Genomic DNA, 22596 nt, shown 5'->3' with positions numbered 1-22596 from the left:
GCCGAACGGTGCCCCCGTCGCTGCCCGTTCGTCGCCGAGCGTGACCGTTCCGGCGGAGTCGTCCGGCTTGACTCCGAGCAGCACCGGGACGGGGGCTGACGGTGACACCGGGATGGTTGGGCGGTGGACCCCGGCGGGTTGCGGGGTGGACGCGCCGGGTGACGGCCGGTGACGGAGCCCGGATTTCCCGGTCCGGGTCCGCCGGGTTACCGTTCGTTCAGGTGAAGGCCGTGGAGCCGGTGAAAGGTGTGCGCTGATGAGCTCTCGTATTCGGGTCGTCGTCGCGAAGCCTGGCCTGGACGGCCACGACCGGGGCGCGAAGGTCGTCGCGCGCGCTCTGCGGGACGCCGGGATGGAGGTCGTCTACACCGGCCTGCACCAGACCCCGGAGCAGATCGTGGAGACCGCCATCCAGGAGGACGCCGACGCGGTCGGCCTGTCCGTCCTCTCCGGCGCGCACATGACGTTGTTCCGGCGGGTGCTGGAACTGCTCGGCGAGCGCGACGCCCGCGACATCGTCGTGTTCGGCGGCGGCATCATTCCGAACGGCGACATCCCCGAGTTGGAAAAGCTCGGTGTCGCGAAGATCTTCACGCCGGGCGCCACCACCCAGGCGATCGTCGAGTGGGTCCGGGCGAACGTGGCCCAGCCGGTTTCCTGAGGCCCGCCGCATTCCGGAGGCCCGCCGTTTTCCTGCGGGGTGCCGCGAGATTCACTGCGGTGTGCCGCGAAGGTTCGCTGCGGCGAAAGGATTTGGGCACGGGGGAGGGGCCGGACGCACCCCTCACACGTCCGGCCCCTCTATGCACGATGCCCCGCCGCCACCCCTCGACCGACAGGGCATCGGCCGTCTCCCGTCATCGCGCTCTGCAGCGCTCCGACACCTGACTCAACGACGCCCCCTCGGCCGGGTTACGCAGGTCCGACAACATCGCCCGGACGGTGGATGCCACCCGGCTCGTGGCCGGAAACCGGCCACGCCTGATGTCCGGTTGTGCATTACCGCACACCGCGCACCCGCTCGGTTGCCGGTGGTGCCGACCTCGCTAGGCTGCGGCCAATGGCCTGTTTCAACTGATGACAGGCGTCAAACTGTTTTCTGAACGCTGGTGGCGGCGCGACGGCGCGCCGCGGAGACGGGACGGGACGCGCAATCGTGGACCTGTACGAGTACCAGGGGCGGGACCTGTTCGAGCGGCACGGCTTGCCCGTGTTGGCCGGCGGCGTCGCCACTACCCCGGAAGAGGCCCGCGCGATCGCCGAACGCCTCGGCGGTCGTGTGGTCGTCAAGGCGCAGGTGAAGGTCGGCGGCCGAGGTAAGGCCGGCGGCGTCAAGCTGGCCGAGGGCCCGGATGAGGCGGTGGCTCGGGCCACGGACATCCTCGGCATGGACATCAAGGGTCACACCGTCCACAAGGTCATGATCACCGTGACCGCGGACGTGGCCGAGGAGTACTACTTCTCGTACCTGCTGGACCGGGCGAACCGCACCTTCCTCTGCATCGCCAGCGTCGCCGGCGGAATGGACATCGAGCAGGTCGCCGCCGACACCCCCGACAAGGTGGTGAAGGCCCCGATCGACGCCGTGAAGGGCGTGGACGAGGCGAAGGCCCGCGAGATCGTGACCGCTGCCGGTTTCCCGACCGAGGTCGCCGACCAGGTGGTCGAGATCGCGGTCGGCCTGTGGCAGGCGTTCGTCGCCGAGGACGCCACCCTGGTCGAGGTCAACCCGCTGGCCAAGAACGGCGACGGTCGGCTGCTGCTGCTCGACGCCAAGATCAGCCTGGACGAGAACGCGGCGTTCCGGCACCCGGACCACGAGGCCCTGGTCGACCAGGCCGCCGTGGACCCGCTGGAGCAGGCCGCCAAGGCCAAGGACCTCAACTACGTCAAGCTCGACGGCGAGGTCGGCATCATCGGCAACGGCGCGGGTCTGGTCATGTCGACCCTCGACGTGGTCGCGTACGCCGGTGAGCGGCACGGCAATGTCAAGCCGGCCAACTTCCTCGACATCGGCGGTGGCGCGAGCGCCGCGGTGATGGCGAACGGGCTGGAGATCGTGCTCTCCGACCCGGCCGTGAAGAGCGTCTTCGTCAACGTCTTCGGCGGCATCACCGCCTGCGACGAGGTCGCCAACGGCATCATCCAGGCGCTGGCCCTGCTGGAGCAGCGCGGCGAGCAGGTCACCAAGCCGCTCGTCGTTCGTCTCGACGGCAACAACGCCGAGGCTGGCCGGGCGATCCTGGACAGCGCGAACAACCCGCTCGTGCAGCGGGTGGACACCATGGACGGTGCGGCCGAGCGGGCCGCCGAGCTGGCAGCTGCGGGGGTCTGATCATGGCTATCTGGCTGACCAAGGACTCGAAGGTCATCGTCCAGGGGATGACCGGTTCCGAGGGTTCCAAGCACACCCGGCGGATGCTCGCCGCCGGCACCAACGTGGTCGGTGGCGTCAACCCGCGTAAGGCGGGCCAGAAGGTCGACTTCGACGGCGCCGAGCTGCCGGTCTTCGCGTCCGTCGCCGACGCGATGGCCGAGACCGGGGCCGACGTCACCGTCATCTTCGTGCCGCCGCAGTTCACCAAGGCGGCCGTGGTCGAGGCGATCGACGCCGCGATCCCGCTGGCCGTGGTGATCACCGAGGGCGTCCCGGTGCACGACACCGCGTCGTTCTGGGCGTACAACGTGGCGCAGGGCGAGCGGACCCGGATCATCGGGCCGAACTGCCCGGGCATCGCCTCGCCGGGCGCGTCCAACGCCGGCATCATCCCGGCCGACATCACCGGCTCGGGTCGGATCGGCCTGGTCAGCAAGAGCGGCACGCTGACCTACCAGATGATGTACGAGCTGCGCGACATCGGCTTCTCCACCTGCGTCGGCATCGGCGGTGACCCGATCATCGGCACCACCCACATCGACGCCCTGGCCGCGTTCGAGGCCGACCCGGAGACCGACGCCATCGTCATGATCGGTGAGATCGGTGGCGACGCCGAGGAGCGGGCCGCCGAGTTCATCAAGGCCAACGTCACCAAGCCGGTGGTCGGCTACATCGCCGGCTTCACCGCACCTCCCGGCAAGACCATGGGTCACGCCGGGGCGATCATCTCCGGTTCGGCCGGCACCGCCGAGGCGAAGCAGGCGGCGCTGGAAGCCGTCGGCGTCAAGGTCGGCAAGACGCCGACCGAGACCGCGAAGCTGATGCGGGAGATCATGTCCGGCAGCTGAGCCGGCCAGGCAACACCGAAGGGGGTCGACCGCAGCCGGTCGGCCCCCTTCGGCGTACGCGCGGTGCGCCGGTCAGCCGTTGTTCCAGAACGGGTAGTTGCCGGTGGCCCGCAGGATCGCCCCGCCGATGATGTTGATCACGCCGAGCACGATGGCGAGGTAACCGAGCAGCGGCGACTGCCCGTACCGTCGGGCGTCCCGGATGGACAGATAGCCGAAGACGATGCCGAAGATGCCGCAGCAGATCAGCCCCAGCACGATGCCCAGCACGCCCCAGAGGGTGGTCCGGTCCCGTCCCCGCGCCGGTGGCGGTGGGGGCGGCGGGTATGGCGTCGTCACAGCTACCTCCGAGCGGTCGTGGGCGGCAGGCCGGCCCGGACCGCGACCGGCGGGCCCGTCCCGGGTGGCGGCGACTCGCGCCCCCACTGGGCCGAGGCTAGACCGGACCGGGTGGCGTGGACGCCGGTTCGGTGAACTCGCCGCCCTTAGGAGGGGTTAACGGACTGCCGCCGCCCGCACGACGTGCCAGAGTAGAGCGGATGTCCCCCGTCACCCCTGACCGTCCCAGCCGTCCCGACGGTGTGAGCGCCGACGATCGGCCGGTCGACCGCGCCGCACCGGCCCGGCGGGTGCCCGCGCCCCGCGCGGGTGGGTCGCCACGCGGGCGTGCGCCGTTGCCCGTCGCCGCCGGGGTGGCCGCCGGCTGGGCCGCCCTCACCTCCTACCTGCCGGTCGCCATCGTGCTCGGCCTGGTTCAGCTCGGCGCGGATTCCACCACCCTGACCGGCACCCTGCGCACCGCGCTGGCCGGCTGGCTGCTCGGGCACGGCGTGCCGCTGCACACCGAGTCCGGTCCGCTCGGGCTCGCCCCGCTCGCGCTGACCGTCCTCGCGCTCTGGCGGCTCACCCGCGCCGGCGTGCACGTCAGCCGGGCGATCGGCGCCCGCGACACCCGCTCGCCGCGCCGGGCGCTGCTCGCCGCGGGTGCGGTCGGCATCGCGTACGCGCTGCTCGGTGCGCTCGCGGCGGTGCTGGTCGGTGCCGGCGGGCTGGACGTCTCCCCGATCCGGGCGGGTGCCACGTTCGCGGTGGTCGGCACACTCGCCGCGCTGGTCGGCGCGACCCGCATCACCGCCGTGACCCGGTTGCTCGTCACGTGGCTGCCCGGCCCGGTACGCGACGGCGTCCGCACCGGTCTGGTGGCCGGGCTGCTGCTGCTCGGCGCGGGCGCCGGCGCGGCCGGCCTGGCGGTGGCCACCGGCGGCGGCGACGCGGCGGACATGATCGGGGCGTACCGGACCGGGGTCGCCGGGCAGGCCGGTATCACCCTGGTCAGCGTCGCGTACGCGCCGAACGCGGCGATCTGGTCGACCAGTTATCTGCTCGGGCCGGGCTTCGCGGTGGGGACCGACACCGCGGTCCGCACCAGTGAGGTGTCGGTCGGCGCGCTGCCGGCCGTACCACTGCTCGCCGGCCTGCCGCGCGGCCCGCTGGACGGCTTCGGTGCCCTGCTGCTCGCGGTGCCGGCGCTGGCCGGGATGGTCGCCGGCTGGCTGCTCGCCCGCCGGGTGGCCCGGCTCGCCGGTCCGGAGCGGGCCCCGCAGCGCTGGGCCGAGCTACTGGCGCCGGCGGCACTGGCCGGGCCGGTGGCCGGGGTGCTGCTCGGCGTCGCCGCCAAGGTCTCCGGAGGGCCGCTCGGCGCCGGCCGACTCGCCCAGCTCGGGCCGGTGGCCTGGCAGGTCGCCGCCGTGGCGACCGGTGTCATCGCGGTCGGGGCGCTGCTCGGCGCCGCCGCGACCCGAGCGCTGACCCGCGCGCCAGCGCAGTAAAGCCCAACCGCGCCCGCTCGGTAGACGAGCGCGGGGCGCCCCGGGCGAACCCGGAGCGCCCCGTCGAATCCGAGCCCGTCAGGGCTGGGCGGGCAGGTTGACCTGCGCCACGACGCTCAGGATCAACGCCAGGATGCCCAGCCCGACGCCGACCGCGCCGCAGATCAGACCGGCCTTGGCCTGCCCGGCGTTGCTGGCCTGGCCTTGGGCCACCTTCTGCTTGGCGAGGTAGCCGGTCACGATGCCCGCGATGCCGACCGGGATGCCCAGGTAGAGGCAGCAGACCAGCGGGATCGACGCGATACCGAGAATCATCGACACCAGGCCGAGGGTGTTGTTCTGCCCCTGCGCCTGCGGGTACCCGGCGTTCGGGTACGTCGGCCCGGCGCCGTACGGCGGCTGCTGCTGGCCGTACGGGTCCTGGTACGGCGGCTGCTGGCCGTACGGCTGCCCCGAGGTGGGCTGCTGGCCGTACGGGGCCTGCGGCGCGGCGTACGGATCCTGCGGCTGCTGGCCGTACGGCTGGCCGGGCTGCTGGCCGTACGGGGCGGCTGGCGGCTGGGGGGTGGTCGGATCCTGGTTGGGCTGCTGGCCGTACGGGTCCTGACCGGGGTTACCGGGCTGCATTCGAGAAGCTCCTTGTACTGGTTCCGTCAGTTGCTGCTGTTTGTTTCCATCCATGATCGCGGTCAGTCCTCCCGATGCCCAGTAGAGCAACAGGACGACATGTCTCTCAAAGCACGCAGAAGGGGACTTGTTGACCGCTTCCGTGTCCCGGATCAGGTCGGTGTGGGGCCGGCGCGGCGTTCGGCCCGAGCGAGCGGCAGCGTACCGAGTCGGCGCACGTCGGAACCCCCATGATCGGCGCGCCGCCCAGCCGAAGGGCGTCCCTGACCTGCCCGATAGGGTGGCCCGGTGACCGAGCCCGCGTCTGTCGCCCGCATCGTCGTCCTCATCTCCGGCTCCGGGAGCAACCTTCAGTCGCTGCTGGAGGCCGCCGCCGACCCCGCGTACGGCGCGCAGGTCGTCGCGGTCGGCGCGGACCGCGACGGCATCGCGGGCCTGGACCGGGCCGACGCGGCGGGGGTGCCGACCTTCGTCGAGCGGGTCCGGGACCACGACACCCGGGAGGACTGGGATCGTGCGCTCACCGCGCACGTCGCGAAGTACCAACCCGACCTGGTCATCTCCGCCGGCTTCCTCAAGCTGGTCGGTCCGCACTTCCTCGCCGCCTTCGGCGACCGCTACCTGAACACCCACAACACGCTGCTGCCGGCGTTTCCCGGCATACACGGCCCGCGTGACGCCCTCGCCTACGGCGTGAAGCTCACCGGCGCCACCCTCTTCTTCGTCGACGCCGGTATGGACACCGGGCCGATCGTCGCGCAGGTCGCGGTGCCGGTGCTCGACGACGACGACGTGGACACGCTCACCGAGCGCATCAAGGAAGCCGAGCGGCGCCAGCTCGTCGAGCAGGTCGGTCGCCTGGTCCGCGAAGGCTGGACCATCACCGGAAGGAAGGTCACGGTTCCGTGAGTCCCACTCAGGACGGGCGCCGCCCGATCAGGCGGGCGCTGGTCAGCGTCTACGACAAGACCGGGCTGGTCGAGCTGGCTCAGGCCCTGCACGCGGCCGGTGTGGAGATCGTTTCCACCGGCAGCACGGCGGGCACCATCGCCGCCGCCGGGGTGCCGGTGACGCCGGTGGAGACGGTGACCGGGTTCCCCGAGGTGCTCGACGGTCGGGTGAAGACCCTGCACCCGAAGGTGCACGCGGGTCTCCTCGCGGACCTGCGGAAGGACACGCATGTCGCGCAGCTCGACGAGCTGGGCGTGGCGGCGTTCGACCTGCTGGTGTCCAACCTCTACCCCTTCCAGGCGACCGTCGCGTCCGGCGCCGGCGTCGAGGAGTGCGTGGAGCAGATCGACATCGGTGGCCCGGCCATGGTGCGGGCCGCCGCCAAGAACCACGCCTCGGTCGCCGTGCTCACCGGCCCGACCGCTTACCCGGCGCTGATCGGCGCGCTCGGTGCGGGCGGTTTCACCCTGGCCCAGCGTCGCGCGCTGGCCGCCCGGGCGTTCGCCGACATCGCCGAGTACGACGTCGCGGTGGCCCAGTGGTGCGCCCAGGAGCTGGCTCCGGCCGACGACTCCTGGCCGGCGTTCGCCGGGTCCGCGCTGCGCAAGTCGACGGTGCTGCGCTACGGCGAGAACCCGCACCAGCCGGCCGCGCTCTACACCGATCCGGACGCCCCGCCGGGGCTGGCCCAGGCCGAGCAGCTGCACGGCAAGGAGATGTCGTACAACAACTACGTCGACGCGGACGCCGCCTGGCGGGCCGCGAACGACTTCGCCGACCAGCCGGCGGTGGCGATCATCAAGCACGCCAACCCGTGCGGCATCGCGGTCGGCGCGGACGTCGCCGAGGCGCACCGCAGGGCACACGCCTGCGACCCCGTGTCGGCGTTCGGTGGCGTCATCGCGGTCAACCGGTCGGTCTCGGTCGAGCTGGCCCGGCAGGTCGCCGACATCTTCACCGAGGTGGTGGTCGCCCCCGGCTTCGACGAGGGTGCGGTCGAGGTGTTGCAGGGCAAGAAGAACATCCGGCTGCTGCGCGCGCCGGCGTGGACCCCGGCGACCCTCGAGTGGCGACCGGTGACCGGCGGCGTACTCACCCAGGTCGCCGACCGGGTGGACGCGCCCGGTGACGACCCGGCCAATTGGCAGTTGGTGACCGGCGAGGCCGCCGACGAGGAGCTGCTGCGGGACCTCGCGTTCGCCTGGCGGGCGGTCCGCGCGGTGAAGAGCAACGCGATCCTGCTCGCCAAGGACGGTGCCACCGTGGGCGTCGGGATGGGTCAGGTCAACCGGGTCGACTCGGCACAGCTCGCGGTCAGCCGCGCCGGCGCCGACCGGGCGCGCGGCTCGGTCGCCGCCTCGGACGCGTTCTTCCCGTTCGCCGACGGCCCGCAGATCCTCATCGACGCGGGCGTCCGCGCCATCGTGCAGCCGGGCGGCTCCATCCGCGACGAAGAAGTCATCGAAGCCGCCAAGAAGGCCAACGTGACGATGTACCTAACGGGAACCCGCCACTTCTTCCACTAACCCCGGTTAGACCCCGTCGATCATGAAGTTATTGCCCTGACACGCCGACGTGCAGGGCAATAACTTCATGATCAACGGCAGGGGTCAGGCTGCTGGGGTGGTGGGGCGGAGTTCGGCGAAGTGGCAGGCGGACGGGTGGGGGTCCGCCGCTCTCGGGACCGTCTGCGGGTCCTGGGTGGCGCAGATCTCCTGGGCCTTCCAGCAGCGCGTCCGGAAGTGGCACCCGCTGGGCGGGTCGGCCGGGCTGGGCACGTCGCCGACCAGCCGGATCATGTTGCGCTGGTCGCGGGCCTCCGGGTCCGGCACCGGCACGGCGGAGAGCAGAGCCTGGGTGTACGGGTGGGTGGCCCGCTCGTAGATCTCGTCCTCGGTGCCGATCTCGACGATCCGGCCGAGGTACATCACCGCGACGCGGTCGGCGATGTGCCGCACCACGGACAGGTCGTGGGCGATGAAGATGTACGAGAGCCCCAGCTCGCCCTGGAGCTGCTTGAGCAGGTTGATCACCTGGGCCTGGATGGAGACGTCCAGCGCCGACACCGGCTCGTCGCAGACGATGACCTCGGGCTTCAGCGCGAGCGCACGGGCGATGCCGATGCGCTGACGCTGACCGCCGGAGAACTGGTGCGGGTACCGGTTGATGTGCTCCGGGTTGAGCCCGACCAGGTCCAACAGCTCCTGGACCCGCTTCTGCTTGCTGCCCTTCGGCGCGGCGTCCGGGTGGATCTCGAACGGCTCGCCGATGATGTCGCCGACGGTCATCCGCGGGTTCAGCGAGGTGTACGGGTCCTGCATCACCATCTGCATGTTGCGGCGCAGCCGGCGCAGCTCGCCCCCGGAAGCCTTGAACAGGTCCTTGCCCTCCAGGGTGGCGCGTCCGGAGGTGGGAGTCTCCAACCGCATCAGCAGCCGGGCGAGGGTCGACTTGCCACAGCCGGACTCGCCGACCACGCCGAGTGTCTCGCCCCGACGCAGCTCGAAGCTCACCCCGTCGACGGCCTTCACCGCCCCGATCTGCCGCTGGAACAGCACGCCCTGGGTGATCGGGAAGTGCTTCACCAGGTTGTCGACGGCGAGGATGGTCTCGCCGCGAACCTTGGTGGAGTCAGCGGGCGACGCTGTCATCACGGACCTCCTGCGCGAAGTGGCAAGCGCTGGTCCGGCCGTCGCCGAGGACCAGGTCGTGCGGCACCTCGTCCACGCAGACCTGCTGGACGTATGGGCACCGGGGGTGGAACGGGCAGCCGGACGGGATGCGCATCAGGTTCGGCGGCAACCCCTTGATCGTCGACAGCTCCTGGCCGCGGACGTCCAGGCGCGGGATCGACTCCAACAACCCCTTGGTGTACGGGTGGGCGGGCGCCTTGTAGAGCGAGCGGACGTCGGCGTGCTCGACGATCCGGCCGGCGTACATGACCGCGATCCGGTCCGCGACACCGGCGACCACACCCAGGTCATGGGTGATCAGGATCATCGCCATGTTGAGTTCCCGGCGCAGGTCGGCCAGCAGGTCCATGATCTGGGCCTGCACGGTCACGTCGAGTGCCGTGGTGGGCTCGTCGGCGATCAGCACCTTCGGTTCCAGCGCCAACGCCATGGCGATCATGACGCGTTGCCGCATGCCGCCGGAGAACTGGTGCGGATAGTCGCCGATCCGCTTCGCGGCCCCCGGGATCTTGACCAGATCCATCAGCTCGATGGCGCGGCGTCGGGCGTCGGCCCGGGACATGCCGGCGCGCTGGCGTAGGGTCTCGCCGATCTGCCAACCGACCGGGAAGACCGGGTTCAGGGCCGAGAGCGCGTCCTGGAAGATCATCGCGATCTCCTTGCCGCGTACCTGCCGACGCTGCTCCTCGGAGCGGGTGAGCAGGTCCTCACCCTGGTAGAGGATCTGGCCGGAGCGGACGAACGCGGGCGGAGTGTCCAGGATGCCCATGATCGCCTGGGCGGTGACCGACTTGCCCGAGCCGGATTCGCCGAGCACGGCAAGCGTCTCGCCGGCATCCAGGTGGTACGACACGCCGTTGATCACCCGGGCGACACCCTCGTTGGTGCGGAACTCGACGTGCAGGTCCCGCAAGTCCAACAGGTGACCGCCCTCGGGCGTGGCGGAGGCGGGCGTGGGTTGAACGGTCATGAGGTCTCACCGCAGCTTCGGGTCGAAGGCGTCACGGATCGCGTCGCCGAGCATGATGAACGCCAGCACGGTCAGCGCCAGGAAGGCCGACGGGACGATCAACGGGGTGGCCGCCTCCCGCATGTGGATCCGGCCGGTGTCGATGTCCTGGCCCCACGAGATGGTGGGCGCCTTCAGGCCGATGCCCAGGAAGGAGAGTGTCGCCTCGGCGGCGATGAACGAGCCGAGCGCGATGGTCAGCACGACGATGGCCGGGGCCAGCGAGTTCGGCAGGATGTGCCGCCACATGATCCGGCTGTTGCCGGCGCCGAGCATCCGGGCCGCCGCGACGTAGTCCTGCTCCTTCGCGGTGATCACCGAGGAGCGGACCACGCGGGCGGCGGTGGTCCAGCCGAGCAGGGCCAGCACGAACACGACCGCGCCGATCCGGGCCCACTGGCTGTCGCTGGACACCCGCTTGAGCAGCACGATCGCGGCCAGCAGCAGCGGGATGCCGAGCACCACGTCGATCACCCGGGAGAGCACCGCGTCGACCCAGCGGCCGAAGTAACCCGCCAGCATGCCGACCACCAGCGCGATGATCCCGGTGCCGAGCGCGGCGAGCGCGCCGACCAGCAGCGACGCCCGGGTGCCGTAGACCGCCCGGGAGTAGGTGTCGCAGCCCTGGAAGTCGTACCCGAAGATGGCGCCGCCGGACGGCCCGGCGTGCTGCCGGGAGAGCAGGCAGTCGTTCGGGTTGTTGGCGGTGAACACCCCGGGAAGCAGCGCCATCAGGGTGAAGATGACGACCAGCGCCAGCGAGATCCAGAAGATCGGGTTGCGCCGCAGGTCGCGCCAGGCGTCTCCGGCCAGGCTGCGGGGCTTCTGCGCGGCACCGACCTGGTTGGGTGTGCCCGGCTCGCCCGAGGGGCCACGCCGCGCGGCCTGGTTCTCGGTCGCCGCCACAGTCTCAAAGTCGCTCATGCCGGCACCTCGCTGCGGTCACTCATAGCGGATCCTCGGGTCGAGTACGGCGTACAGGACGTCCACCACCAGGTTCGAGACCAGGTAGACCACGACGAGCACGCTGACGATGCCCACCACCAGGGGGCCGTCCTCGGTGCGGATGCCGCGGAAGAGGTTGAAGCCCACGCCGGGGATGTTGAAGACGCCCTCGGTGATGATCGCGCCGCTCATCAGGTTGCCCAGTTCCACACCGAGGAAGGTGACCACCGGGATCAGTGAGTTGCGCAGCACGTGGACGATGACGATGCGGCGCTTGACCAGGCCCTTCGACCGGGCGGTCCGGACGTAGTCCGCGCGCAGGTTCTCCGCCACCGAGGCCCGGGTGAGCCGCAGTGCGGTGGCCAGCGACAGCGAGCCGAGCACGATGCCCGGCAGCAGGAGCGCGTAGAACGTCGGGTCGGAGCCGGCGGTGGGTGGGAAGAGCTGCCACTTGACGCCGAAGAAGTACTGCGCCAGCGGCGCCAGCACGATGGTCGGGATGCCCAGCACCAGCAGGGTCAGCACCAGCGTCGAGTTGTCGAAGATGCTGGCCCGGCGGATGCCGGCGAGCACACCGGCGGTGACCCCGAAGATGATCGCCACAGCCAGCGCGATGAGCGCGAGCCGCACGGTGACCGGCCAGGCCTGCTGGAGGATGTCACCGATGTTCCGACCGGTGAGTGACTCGCCCAGGTTGCCCTGGAGCAGGTTCTTCACATAGTCGAAGTAGCGGTAGAAGAAGCCGCCGACGCCGGTGGCGTCCAGGTGGTACTTCTCGGTCAGGTAGGCCCGTTGGGCTGGCGTCACCGGCCGCTCACCGGCGAGCGCCTGGATCGGGTCGCCCTGCCCGGCGAATGTCAGCGCGTAGACGATCAGGGTGGTCCCGAAGAACGCCAGGACCATCTGCAGTAGGCGCCGCAGGATGTAGCGGAACATGCTTAGCAGTCTCTCCGGAAATGTGCGAAAGGGTCGCAGGACGGCATCTCTGGCGTACCCGAAATATCCGAGACGTGCCGTCCGGCCCGGGGGAGAGCCGGCACCACCGACGCCGGGTCCGCTGCTGCGGCCCGGCCCGGTGGTGCGGATTGGGCCACCCGGGCTTCGTCGCCCGGGTGGCCCGCACCATGGTCAGCTCAGCTGGCTGCTTCGATCTTGACGAGGTTGACCCGCTGGAACAGGTCCATCTCGACGTTCTTGACCTTGGACGAGTGGCCGAACACGTTCTCGCCGAAGCGGAGCGGGATCACCGGCATGTCCTTGGCCAGGATGTCCTCCGCCTGCTGGTACTTGGCGATCGCCTCGTCCTGCGTCTTGGCGGCGGAACCCTCCTTGACCAGCTTGTCGAACTCCGGGTTGCTGTAGCCGTAGTAGTTCGACGAGCCGTTCGTGCTGTACAGCGGGCCGAGGTAGTCCTCCATGGTCGGGTAGTCCATGACCCAACCCATCCGGAACGCACCGACCGGCTGCTTCTTCTCGACCTTGGTCAGCAGGTCGGCGAACTTCGGCTCGGCCGAGCCGACGGCGTCGACACCCAGGTTGGTCTTGAGCTGGTTGACCGTGGCGTCGACCCAGTCCTTGTGCCCGCCGTCGCCGTTGTACGAGATGACGATCTTCGACGGACCGCCCGCGGCCTGGTAGAGCTTCTTGGCCTCGGTCGGGTTGAACTCGCCGGCCTTGCCAGCGGTGTTCTCCCGGTAGCCCGGCAGGACCGGCGAGACGAAGGAGCGCGCCGACTGCTGCGAACCCTTGAAGACCGACTTGGTGATCTCGTCACGGTCGATCGCCATCGAGATCGCCTTGCGCACGTCCGGGTTGGCGTAGTCCTTGTCGAACGTCGGGAACGCGAGGAACTGGAAGGACGACATCGGGCTGACCTGGTACCGGTCGCCCAGGTCGGTCGGCGCGGTGCTCAGGCTCTCGGTCGGGATCGTCGGCAGCACGTCCAGGTTGTCCGCCAGGACGTCCGCGTAGGCCGCGGTCAGCTGCTGGTAGATCCGGAACTCGATGTCCTTCACCTTCGGCTTCTCGCCCGGGTACGCGTCGTAGCGCTCGACATCGATCTTGCTGTCGTGCTGCCAGGTGCCCTTCATCTTGAACGGGCCCTGTCCGATCGGCGCCTGCTCGTAGGTGTCCTTGAGCACGCCCGGGGCCGAGAACGCGGCGTCCGGCAGCGGGTAGAACGCGGTGTAGCCGAGCATGGTCTTGAAGTCGATGTACGGCTCGGACAGCGTCACGGTGAAGGTGAGGTCGTCGACCTTCTTCAGCCCGGACATCTCCTTGGCCTTCGGCGCCTTACCCTGCAGGTCCGCGTAGCCAGCGATCTTCTCGAAGAAGTAGTTGCTGTCCTGACCGTTGGGGGCGTACGCGCCGTAGTTCCAGGCGTTGATGTAGTCCTCGGACGTGACCTTCTTACCGTTGTGGAAGGTGAAGCCGTCCTTGAGCTTGATCGTCCAGACCTTGTTGTCGGACGAGGTCACCGACTGGGCCGCGACCTCGTACGGCTTGTTCTGGGCGTCGTAGTCGACGAGCGGGCTGAACAGGCCGGTGAGCACCTGCGCCCCGGACGTCTCGGTGGTGTTGGTGGGAACCAGGTGCTTCGGCTCGGCGATCTGGATGCTGACCGCCGAACTGCCGCTGCCGCCGGATCCACCGTCTCCGCCGCTGCCGCAGGCCGCGAGGCCCAGCGTCACCGCGAGCGGGAGGGCGGTCCAGGCGGCGAGTCTACGAACTCGCATTGAGCCTCCTCATCTCCTCACGCTGCGCAGTCAGGCCCGACGCTGGGTTACGCTGCGCAACAAGCCGTAACGGTAGGTCGGGGAGGGGTCTTCGACAACGACGCGGTTGCGGGTGGGTAACGGTCCGGGGTTGCCTCCCTTGTCGAAGGCGAGCGGATCTGCTACCCGAAACCGGGCTTATTGCGGCTGAACTCCGGATATGAGGTTGGTTGACACGATGAATGGGCCCGTCTGGGCCAACTCGGCAGCGGCTGAGGTGGCCATCCGGTCTTCGTTTCGCTGGCCCGGTCTGTCTGGTTCGACCGTGATCGAATCCACAGATCGTGACTGAGAGTGACTAGCGCCACGTTACGTACGGTCATTGGGGCGGCGGCCGGCTCAGGTTGGCCCGGTCGCCCGGCCGGACGCGGCTGGAGCGGCGGTCGGACGGCCCGGAGCGAGGTCGTCTGAAGCGTGGGCGGTGGCCGTGAGACGATCTGGTCGTGACGGCGACGCTTCTGGACGGCAAGGCAACCGCAGCGGAGATCAAGGACGAGCTGCGCATTCGGGTGAAGGCACTGGCGGAACGCGGCATCACCCCCGGGCTCGGCACGGTCCTGGTCGGGGCAGACCCGGGCAGTCAGGCGTACGTCAACGGCAAGCACCGCGACTGTGCCGAGGTGGGCATCGCCTCGATCCGCCGCGAGCTGCCGGCCGACGCCACCCAGCAGCAGGTCGACGACGTGCTGGCCGAGCTGAACGCCGACCCGGCGTGCCACGGCTACATCGTCCAGCTGCCGCTGCCGGCCCACCTCGACACCCAGCGGGTGCTGGAGTTGATCGACCCGGACAAGGACGCCGACGGCCTGCACCCGGTCAACCTCGGTCGACTCGTCCTCGGCTACGACGGCCCGCTGCCCTGCACCCCGCGCGGCATCGTCGAGCTGCTCCGTCGGCACGATGTGGCGCTGCGTGGCGCCACCGTCGCGGTGGTCGGCCGGGGCAACACCGTCGGTCGACCGCTCGGCCTGCTGCTCACCCGGCGCAGCGAGAACGCCACGGTCACCCTCTGCCACACCGGCACCCTCGACCTCGCCTCGCACACCCGTGCCGCCGACATCGTCATCGTCGCGGCGGGCGTACCGGGTCTGCTCACCGCCGACATGATCAACCCCGGCGCGGTGGTGGTGGACGTCGGCATCACCCGGGTGATCGGCGCGGACGGCAAGGGCCGCTACACCGGTGACGTGGACCCGGAGGTGGCCGAGACGGCCGGCGCGTTGGTCCCCATGCCCGGCGGCGTGGGCCCGATGACCCGAGCCATGCTGCTCACCAACGTCGTGGAGCGCGCCGAGCGCGGTTGAGGTGTAGGGCCGTAACCGTCCGCCCCTGGCCCGATCGGTGCCAGGATGACTGATACGGTCCGGAAAACCGACTGGTATCAGGGAGTGGGACGACCATGGGTAAGAAGGTCACTGTCGTCGGGGCTGGCTTCTACGGCTCCACCACCGCACAGCGCCTGGCCGAGTACGACGTCTTCGACACCGTTGTGATCACCGACATCGTGGAGGGCAAGCCCGCGGGCCTCGCACTCGACCTCAACCAGTCCCGGGCCATCGAGGGCTTCGAGACCAAGGTGGTCGGCGTGACGACCGGCCCCAACGGTGAGGGCTACGAGGCCATCGAGGGCTCCGACGTCGTCGTGATCACCGCCGGTCTGCCGCGCAAGCCCGGCATGAGCCGGATGGATCTGCTGGAGACCAACGCCAAGATCGTTCGGCAGGTCGCCGAGAACGTCGCCAAGTACGCCCCGAACGCCGTCGTCATCGTGGTCTCCAACCCGCTGGACGAGATGACCGCGCTGGCCCAGATCGCCACCCAGTTCCCGAAGAACCGGGTGCTCGGCCAGGCCGGCATGCTGGACACCGCCCGGTTCAGCAACTTCGTCGCCGAGGCGCTGAACGTGCCGGTGGCGTCGGTACGCACGCTGACCCTGGGCTCGCACGGCGACACCATGGTCCCGGTGCCGTCGAAGAGCACCGTCAACGGCAAGCCGCTGCGCGACGCGATGCCGGCCGAGCAGATCGAGGAGTTGGTCGTCAAGACCCGCAACGGTGGCGCCGAGGTCGTCGCGCTGCTCAAGACCGGTTCGGCGTACTACGCCCCGTCCGCCGCCGCCGCCCGGATGGCGAAGGCCGTCGCCGAGGACTCCGGCGAGGTCATGCCGGTCTGCGCCTGGGTCGACGGTGAGTACGGCATCTCCGGTGTCTACCTGGGTGTCGAGGCCGAGATCGGCGCCGAGGGCGTCAAGCGGGTCGTCGAGACCGACCTGGACGCCGACGAGCGCGCCAGCCTGCTGGAGGCGGCCGAGGCCGTCCGCGCCAAGCAGGGTGACATCTCCAGCATGTAGTCCCCCGAACCACCGCTTCACCGAAGGGCGCGCCGGCTCCGCCGGCGCGCCCTTCGCCGTCCATCCCCACCCCACCCCACCCCACTGCCCACCCGGCCCTCGCCCCGGTGATCAAGAGGTTTGCGTCACCACAACCGCGATTCCTGACGCAAATCTCTTGATCAACCGAGAGGGGTGGGGTGGGGGTGGGGGGTGAAGGGGGCGGACAGGTGGGGGGTGGCCAGGAGGGTGGGGTTGAGGGCGTTCAGGGCGGTCCGTCGGGAGGTGCGGGCGGCTTCCGGGTCCTCCTCGTGGGCGTAGGCCAGGTCGGGGTCGACCAGTTGCACCATGTGCACCAGAAGGTCACCGGTGAGCAGCATCCGTTCGTCGGCCGCGGTCAGCAGCACCGACTGGTGACCGGGGGTGTGGCCAGGGGTGGGCAGCAGACGTACCGCTGGGGTCAGGGAGGTCTCGCCGTCGACCACCCGGAGCTGGCCGGCGGCGCGCAGGGGCGCGAGCAGGCCGGCCGGCAGCCCGGGGTTGAGCGTCTCCGCCGCGTCGAGTTCGGCGCGCTGCACCAGGTAGCTCGCGTTCGGGAAGTACGGCCGCCCCGGCGTGCCGGTGACCGCCCAGCCGATGTGGTCGCTGTGTAGGTGGGTCAGGACGACCGTGTCGACGTCGGCCGGGCCGATCCCGGCGGCGGCCAGTTCGGTGGGCATCCTGCCGGGCACCGGTGCCCAGCTCGCGGCGGGCGCGTCGGCCGGGCCGATTCCGGCGTCGACCAGCGTGACCGGCCCGTCACCGGTGCGGATGGCGAAGCTGCGGAAGGGGAGCCACCACTGCCCGTCGGCGGTCACCGAGCCGGGGTCGCGTCGGTCGGCCTCCGCCCAGTGTGCCGCTGTGGCCTGCGGAAACGCCTCCGCCCGGGGCTGAAAGAAGGCACCCTCACCGTCGGTGAGCGCGGTGACCGTGATAGACCCGAGGGTGCGGTTCAGTGGCATCGGACGATGATTCCAGGGCATTTCTGTTCCGCGCAGCCCGGTTTCCGCCGGCCGGTCGAGGCCGGCTGAGGGCTGCCGGCCCAATTGCAGTACGCTCGTACTGCTTGAGCACGTGTCCCCCGAGAGGAGCGCCGGCCGATGGCGAAGATCAAGGTAAACAACCCGGTCGTAGAACTCGACGGCGACGAGATGACCCGGATCATCTGGAAGCAGATCCGGGAGCAGCTGATCCTGCCCTACCTCGACGTCGACCTGCACTACTACGACCTGTCGATCCAGCACCGCGACGAGACCGACGACCAGGTCACGATCGACGCCGCCAACGCCATCAAGGAGCACGGCGTCGGCGTCAAGTGCGCGACCATCACCCCGGACGAGGCCCGGGTCGAGGAGTTCGGCCTGAAGAAGATGTGGCGGTCGCCCAACGGCACCATCCGCAACATCCTCGGCGGCGTCGTCTTCCGTGAGCCGATCATCATGTCCAACGTGCCGCGGCTGGTGCCCGGCTGGACCAAGCCGATCATCATCGGCCGGCACGCCCACGGTGACCAGTACAAGGCCACCGACTTCGTCGTCCCCGGTCCGGGCACGGTGACCATCACCTACACCCCGGCCGACGGCGGCGCGCCGATGGAGATGGAGGTCGCCAACTTCCCCGGCGGCGGCATCGCCATGGGCATGTACAACTACGACGAGTCGATCCGGGACTTCGCCCGGGCCTCGTTCCGGTACGGCCTGGACCGCAACTACCCGGTCTACATGTCGACCAAGAACACCATCCTCAAGGCGTACGACGGCCGGTTCAAGGACATCTTTGCCGAGGTGTTCGAGGCCGAGTTCAAGGCCGAGTTCGACGCCGCCGGCCTCACCTACGAGCACCGGCTCATCGACGACATGGTCGCCGCCGCGCTCAAGTGGGAGGGCGGCTACGTCTGGGCCTGCAAGAACTACGACGGTGACGTGCAGTCCGACACCGTCGCGCAGGGCTTCGGCTCGCTGGGTCTGATGACCTCGGTGCTGCTCTCCCCGGACGGCCGGACCGTCGAGGCCGAGGCCGCGCACGGCACTGTCACCCGGCACTACCGGCAGTACCAGAAGGGCGAGAAGACCTCGACCAACCCGATCGCGTCGATCTACGCCTGGACCCGTGGCCTGGCCCACCGGGGCAAGCTGGACGGCACCCCGGCGGTCACCGAGTTCGCCAACACCCTGGAGCAGGTCATCGTCGACACCGTCGAGGGCGGCCAGATGACCAAGGACCTCGCGCTGCTCATCTCGCGCGACGCCCCGTGGCTGACCACCGACGAGTTCATGAACGCGCTCGACGAGAACCTGGCCCGTAAGCTCGCCGCCTGACCCAGGCGTACCGCATCATCGGAGCCCGCCGGCACCCTGCCGGCGGGCTTCGGCGTGTCCGGCGCCGCCGCGCCGATCGGCGTCACTCCGGTCGGCGCGCCTCGTTGACCAGGATGGACGAGATGCCAGTCGAGTCCAGGAAGGTTGACCACGGTCGACCTGCGGCACCCGTGCGCCGATCAGCCAGCCTTCCCGGCTGTGCCGTGCACAGCCAGCCGTCCCTTCCCTGCGGGGCCCTGTCCCGGGCCCCCCGCGCCCTGTTCTGGAGCTACCGCCTCGCTCGGCTCAGGCGGCGCGCAGCAGGTCGGCGGCGCGCTCCGGCGAGATGTCGTTGATGAAGACACCCATCCCGGACTCGGAGCCGGCCAGGTACTTCAGCTTGTCCTTGGCCCGCCGGATGCTGAACAGCTGCAGGTGCAGGTAGCTCAGCTCGCGGTCGATCCGCACGGGCGCCTGGTGCCAGGCGGAGATGTACGGCATCGGCATGTCGAACAGGCCGTCGAAGCGCCGCAGCAGATCCAGGTAGAGCGGCCCGAACGCGTCCCGCTCGCTGTCGCTGAGCGCCGGGATGTCCGGCAGCACGCGGTGCGGCGCGATGTGCACCTCGAACGGCCAGCGGGCGGCCGCCGGCACGAACGCCGTCCAGTGCTCGTTCTCGGTGACCACCCGGTCACCGGTGGCGCGCTCGGCGGCCAGCACGTCGGCGTACAGGTTGCCCCCGCCGGTCCGCTCGGCGTGCCGGCGCGCCGCGGCCAGCAGCGCGCGGGTGCGCGGCGTCACGAAGGGGTACGCGTAGATCTGCCCGTGCGGGTGGTGCAGCGTGACGCCGATCTCGACGCCCCGGTTCTCGAAGCAGAAGACCTGCTCGACGCCGGGCAGCGCGCCGAGCACCTCGGTGCGGTCGGCGAGCGCGTCCAGCACGGTGCGGACCCGGCGCGGCGGGAGGCTGGCGAAGGAGGCGTTGTGGTCCGACGTGAAGCAGACCACCTCGCACCGGCCGAGGCCCGGCCGGACCGGTGCGAACGGGGTGATCTCCCCGGGCTCCTCGGCCACCCGGCCGCTCAGCGACGGGAACCGGTTCTCGAAGACCACCACGTCGTAGTCGGGCGCGGGGATCTCGGTGAGCCGGTCGCCCACCGACGGGTCGAGGGGGCACTCGTTGGCCGGCGGGAGGAAGGTGCGGGTCTGCCGGTGCACGGCGACCGCCACCCACTCGTCGGTCAGCGGGTCGTAGCGCAGCTGTGAGGCGGGGGGAGGGGGCGGCAGGTCCCGACGGTCCGGCTGGTCGCGGACCGCGTCGTCGCGCTCGTCGAAGTAGATCAGCTCCCGGCCGTCGGCCAGGTCGATCGCGGTGCGCTTCACGGCGCCGTCCCCTCAGTTGTCGGCGTGCGCGTCGCGCGGCCCGCCCCTGTCGCCTTCACCATGATCAGTTCGCCCACCTGTTCGCCGAGTACCCGCCGGGCGGGCGGGGGCAACCGGTCGTCGCTGACCAGTACGTGTGCTGCCGTCAACGCGACGATCGACGAGATCCCCACCGTGCCCCACTTGGTGTGGTCGGCGAGCACCACCAGTTGGTCCGCCGCCGCCACGAGGGCGCGGTCGGTTTCCGCCTCCATCAGGTTCGGGGTGGTGAAGCCGGCCCGTTCGGTGATGCCGTGCACGCCGAGGAAGAGCAGATCCAGGTGCAGTGACCGGACCGCGCCGACCGCGAGCGGGCCGACCAGCGCGTCCGACGGTGTGCGTACGCCGCCGGTGAGCACCACCGTCTGGTCCGGTCGGCCACCGGCGTGCAGGATCTCGGCCACCGGCAGTGAGTTGGTCACCACGGTGAGGTTGGGCACGTCCACCAGCCGGCGGGCCAGCTCAGCCGTGGTGGTGCCGGCGGAGAGCGCGATGGCCGCGCCCGGTCGGACCAGTTGGGCGGCCCGGTCCGCGATGGCGGCCTTCTCCGGCAGTTGGCGGACCGACTTGGCGTGGAAGCCCGGCTCGTCGGTCGAGCTCGACCCGGCCGTGGTGGCGCCGCCGTGCACCTTGGCCAACAGACCGCGCTCGTGCAGCGCCTCCAGGTCGCGCCGGATGGTCATGTCGGAGACACCGAACTCGGAGGCCAACTCGCTGACCCGGACGCCGCCGGTCGAGCGGACCCGCTCCAGGATGGCCGCCTGCCGCTGTTGAGCGAGCATCCGCCTGCCTCCCGGGGGTCCACGTACCCTCACGCGGTCAAACGTGTTCCAACAAAGATGAACACTAGCGCGAGCGAGCAGCGGTGGAAGAAACGGGTGCGGTGACGCCTCAGGCAGACGCGATCTTCAACTCCACCCAGCCGGTCTCGGTCAGGTGGTGCAGTACGGCCTGCACCGCGTCCGCCACGCTCAGGTCGGTGGTGTCGAGCACCAGATCGGCGTCGGTCGGCTCCTCGTACGGGTCGTCGATGCCGGTCATCCCGGTGAGCAGGCCGGCTCGTGCGCGCGCGTACAGGCCCTTGCGGTCCCGCTGCTCGCACACCTCCAGCGGGGTGGCCACATGCACCAGCACAAACCCCGCCCCGGCAGCCAGGGCCATCTCCCGGGCGGTGGCGCGGGCCGCCGCGTACGGGGCGATCGGGCAGCAGATGCCCACCCCGTGGTGCCGCGCGATCTCGGCGGCCACCCAGCCGATCCGCCGGACGTTGAGATCCCGATCGGTCTTGCTGAAGCCCAGACCGGCGGACAACTCCCGGCGCACCACGTCCCCGTCGAGCAGGGTCACCGTGCGGTCACCGCTCTCCCGCAACGCGTCCGCCAACCCCCGGGCGATCGTCGACTTGCCCGAGCCGGAGAGGCCGGTCAGGAAGACCACCAGCCCTCGATGCCGACGCGGCGGACGGGCCCGGGCCAACTCCCGCGCCACGGCCGGTGGGGTGTGCCACTCCGGCAACGGGAAGCCCCGGTCGAGCAGGTCGTCGATCTCCGGCTGGGTCAGCGCGAGTCGACGGTTGCGCGGTGGGATGTCCTCCCGCCAGCGCCACTGCCCGTCCCGGTTGTCGTACGCGAGTTCGCGCGGCACGAGCACCCGCAGCCCGGCGCCGGACAGCATCTCCCCGGTGGAGAGCAGGTGGGTGACCCCGTACGCGGCGGAGACCCGGGCGCGCAGCAACGCGTCGCTGATCTCCTCGCGTCGGTGCGACAGCGGCACCGCGACCAGGGTGGCGGGCGGCATCCGGTCCCGGGCGGCGAAGATGGTGCGGACCAGCGCCTCCGGTGGGAGCCCGTCGACGCCACCCTCACCGACCGGGATCATCACGAGCAGATGCGCGGCCAGGGTGCGGGCGGCGTGCGCGATCTGGGCGAGCTGCGGACGATGCAGCGGCCGGTCGGCGATCACCCCGAGCACCCGGCCCGGTGGCAGCAGCGCGCGGACCTCCTCCGGGCTGCGGCGCAGTCGCTGGAACGGACCGTGCCCACCGTCGCCCAGCCGCCGGACCTGACCGCCCACCCCCGCCACGCCCTCGCGCACCGGCCAGACGTCGGCCACGTCCAGGGCGGCCGCCGGGGCGCCCTCGCCGTCGGTCAGCACCAGGGCCCGGCGGGCCGGGTCACGCGGATCGAAGCTCTGGGCCAGCGCGGCCGGCACCTGGAGAGTGACCGCGACCTGCCACGGCGCGCCGTCGGCCAGCCGGCCGCGTCGGCTGACCGAGACCAGGTCGGCACGGGTCATGAAGCCGGTCAGAGGGGCGTACGCGCCAGTCAACAGCAGCTCGAGATCCGCGAGCTCACCGGGACGCGGCGTGTACGCCGGAGCGTCCCGCAGCACCTCGTCGGGCAGCACCCAGCCGTTGCTCATCCACACCCCCCACTCGCTGACCGGCACACAGTTTC

General features: G+C 70.5%; 20 protein-coding genes. 9 read left to right on the top strand and 11 right to left on the bottom strand.

What is annotated here, in order from left to right; all coding sequences use genetic code 11:
- The first annotated feature begins 256 nt into the window (after positions 1 to 256).
- The 3 genes from ACIBF8_RS20980 (at position 257) to sucD (ending at position 3225) form a co-directional block, all read left to right on the top strand.
- Positions 257 to 661: a cobalamin B12-binding domain-containing protein gene (locus ACIBF8_RS20980; RefSeq protein ID WP_363611402.1), complete on the top strand. Its 405-nt coding sequence runs from the start codon at positions 257 to 259 to the stop codon at positions 659 to 661.
- A 495-nt stretch (positions 662 to 1156) separates the two neighbouring features.
- Positions 1157 to 2335: an ADP-forming succinate--CoA ligase subunit beta gene (gene sucC, locus ACIBF8_RS20975; protein WP_396784994.1), complete on the top strand. Its 1179-nt coding sequence runs from the start codon at positions 1157 to 1159 to the stop codon at positions 2333 to 2335.
- Between the two features lie 2 nt (positions 2336 to 2337).
- The gene (gene sucD, locus ACIBF8_RS20970; RefSeq protein ID WP_396784993.1) at positions 2338 to 3225 is read left to right on the top strand and encodes a succinate--CoA ligase subunit alpha; all 888 of its coding nucleotides are present in this window, start codon (positions 2338 to 2340) and stop codon (positions 3223 to 3225) included.
- 72 nt (positions 3226 to 3297) lie between these two features.
- On the opposite strand, the gene ACIBF8_RS20965 is transcribed toward sucD, so the two are convergent.
- Positions 3298 to 3564, bottom strand: coding sequence for a DUF4190 domain-containing protein (locus ACIBF8_RS20965; protein WP_396784992.1), 267 nt, complete (start codon positions 3562 to 3564; stop codon positions 3298 to 3300).
- 200 nt (positions 3565 to 3764) lie between these two features.
- Between ACIBF8_RS20965 and ACIBF8_RS20960 the strand changes: the two genes are divergently transcribed.
- Positions 3765 to 5054 (top strand): DUF6350 family protein, encoded by a 1290-nt coding sequence (locus ACIBF8_RS20960; protein ID WP_396784991.1) that lies wholly within the window; start codon positions 3765 to 3767, stop codon positions 5052 to 5054.
- Positions 5055 to 5132: 78 nt separating this feature from the next.
- On the opposite strand, the gene ACIBF8_RS20955 is transcribed toward ACIBF8_RS20960, so the two are convergent.
- Complete coding sequence (locus ACIBF8_RS20955) at positions 5133 to 5681, bottom strand: DUF4190 domain-containing protein (RefSeq protein WP_396784990.1); 549 nt, start codon at positions 5679 to 5681, stop codon at positions 5133 to 5135.
- 288 nt (positions 5682 to 5969) lie between these two features.
- Between ACIBF8_RS20955 and purN the strand changes: the two genes are divergently transcribed.
- Both purN and purH read left to right on the top strand, forming a co-directional pair.
- Positions 5970 to 6590 carry a phosphoribosylglycinamide formyltransferase gene (gene purN, locus ACIBF8_RS20950; protein WP_396784988.1) on the top strand — a complete coding sequence of 207 codons (621 nt, stop codon included), beginning with the start codon at positions 5970 to 5972 and terminating at the stop codon, positions 6588 to 6590.
- On the top strand, positions 6587 to 8158 hold the full coding sequence (gene purH, locus ACIBF8_RS20945; protein WP_396784987.1) for a bifunctional phosphoribosylaminoimidazolecarboxamide formyltransferase/IMP cyclohydrolase: 1572 nt from the start codon (positions 6587 to 6589) through the stop codon (positions 8156 to 8158). The genes purN and purH overlap by 4 nt, the downstream gene beginning before the upstream one ends.
- An 84-nt stretch (positions 8159 to 8242) precedes the next feature.
- On the opposite strand, the gene ACIBF8_RS20940 is transcribed toward purH, so the two are convergent.
- The 5 genes from ACIBF8_RS20940 to ACIBF8_RS20920 all read right to left on the bottom strand — a co-directional run bounded on the left by ACIBF8_RS20940 (position 8243) and on the right by ACIBF8_RS20920 (position 14014).
- Positions 8243 to 9283, bottom strand: coding sequence for an ABC transporter ATP-binding protein (locus ACIBF8_RS20940; protein WP_396784985.1), 1041 nt, complete (start codon positions 9281 to 9283; stop codon positions 8243 to 8245).
- Positions 9264 to 10295, bottom strand: a complete 1032-nt coding sequence (locus tag ACIBF8_RS20935) for an ABC transporter ATP-binding protein (RefSeq protein ID WP_396784984.1) — start codon at positions 10293 to 10295, stop codon at positions 9264 to 9266. Before ACIBF8_RS20935 ends, ACIBF8_RS20940 begins: the two co-directional genes overlap by 20 nt.
- A 6-nt stretch (positions 10296 to 10301) precedes the next feature.
- On the bottom strand, positions 10302 to 11258 hold the full coding sequence (locus tag ACIBF8_RS20930; RefSeq protein WP_396784983.1) for an ABC transporter permease: 957 nt from the start codon (positions 11256 to 11258) through the stop codon (positions 10302 to 10304).
- A gap of 18 nt (positions 11259 to 11276) precedes the next feature.
- Positions 11277 to 12215: an ABC transporter permease gene (locus ACIBF8_RS20925; protein ID WP_396784982.1), complete on the bottom strand. Its 939-nt coding sequence runs from the start codon at positions 12213 to 12215 to the stop codon at positions 11277 to 11279.
- Between the two features lie 197 nt (positions 12216 to 12412).
- On the bottom strand, positions 12413 to 14014 hold the full coding sequence (locus ACIBF8_RS20920) for an ABC transporter substrate-binding protein (RefSeq protein ID WP_396784981.1): 1602 nt from the start codon (positions 14012 to 14014) through the stop codon (positions 12413 to 12415).
- 482 nt (positions 14015 to 14496) lie between these two features.
- Here ACIBF8_RS20920 and ACIBF8_RS20915 point away from each other — a divergent pair, with 482 nt between their 5' ends.
- Together ACIBF8_RS20915 and ACIBF8_RS20910 are read left to right on the top strand one after the other, a co-directional pair.
- Positions 14497 to 15357: a bifunctional methylenetetrahydrofolate dehydrogenase/methenyltetrahydrofolate cyclohydrolase gene (locus tag ACIBF8_RS20915; RefSeq protein WP_088950132.1), complete on the top strand. Its 861-nt coding sequence runs from the start codon at positions 14497 to 14499 to the stop codon at positions 15355 to 15357.
- A 95-nt stretch (positions 15358 to 15452) separates the two neighbouring features.
- Entirely contained in the window at positions 15453 to 16403 is a 951-nt protein-coding gene (locus ACIBF8_RS20910) for a malate dehydrogenase (RefSeq protein ID WP_282264569.1), read from the top strand.
- Positions 16404 to 16564: 161 nt separating this feature from the next.
- Here the strand turns inward: ACIBF8_RS20910 and ACIBF8_RS20905 are convergent, their stop codons facing one another.
- Positions 16565 to 17383 carry an MBL fold metallo-hydrolase gene (locus tag ACIBF8_RS20905; protein WP_396784980.1) on the bottom strand — a complete coding sequence of 273 codons (819 nt, stop codon included), beginning with the start codon at positions 17381 to 17383 and terminating at the stop codon, positions 16565 to 16567.
- Positions 17384 to 17521: 138 nt separating this feature from the next.
- On the opposite strand from ACIBF8_RS20905, the gene ACIBF8_RS20900 reads away from it, so the two are divergent.
- Positions 17522 to 18739 (top strand): NADP-dependent isocitrate dehydrogenase, encoded by a 1218-nt coding sequence (locus ACIBF8_RS20900; protein WP_396784978.1) that lies wholly within the window; start codon positions 17522 to 17524, stop codon positions 18737 to 18739.
- A 285-nt stretch (positions 18740 to 19024) separates the two neighbouring features.
- Here the strand turns inward: ACIBF8_RS20900 and galT are convergent, their stop codons facing one another.
- The 3 genes from galT to cysC form a co-directional block, all read right to left on the bottom strand.
- On the bottom strand, positions 19025 to 20101 hold the full coding sequence (galT, locus tag ACIBF8_RS20895) for a galactose-1-phosphate uridylyltransferase (RefSeq protein WP_396784977.1): 1077 nt from the start codon (positions 20099 to 20101) through the stop codon (positions 19025 to 19027).
- Positions 20098 to 20922: a DeoR/GlpR family DNA-binding transcription regulator gene (locus ACIBF8_RS20890; protein ID WP_396784976.1), complete on the bottom strand. Its 825-nt coding sequence runs from the start codon at positions 20920 to 20922 to the stop codon at positions 20098 to 20100. The genes galT and ACIBF8_RS20890 overlap by 4 nt, the downstream gene beginning before the upstream one ends.
- Positions 20923 to 21031: 109 nt before the next feature.
- Positions 21032 to 22561, bottom strand: a complete 1530-nt coding sequence (gene cysC / locus ACIBF8_RS20885) for an adenylyl-sulfate kinase (RefSeq protein WP_396784974.1) — start codon at positions 22559 to 22561, stop codon at positions 21032 to 21034.
- Positions 22562 to 22596 lie beyond the last annotated feature (35 nt).

Origin of the sequence: Micromonospora sp. NPDC050276 (assembly GCF_044459545.1) — a bacterium.
Taxonomy (GTDB): domain Bacteria; phylum Actinomycetota; class Actinomycetes; order Mycobacteriales; family Micromonosporaceae; genus Micromonospora.
Note: the sequence above shows the minus strand (reverse complement) of the source record. Positions and strands in the feature narration are given on the sequence as shown.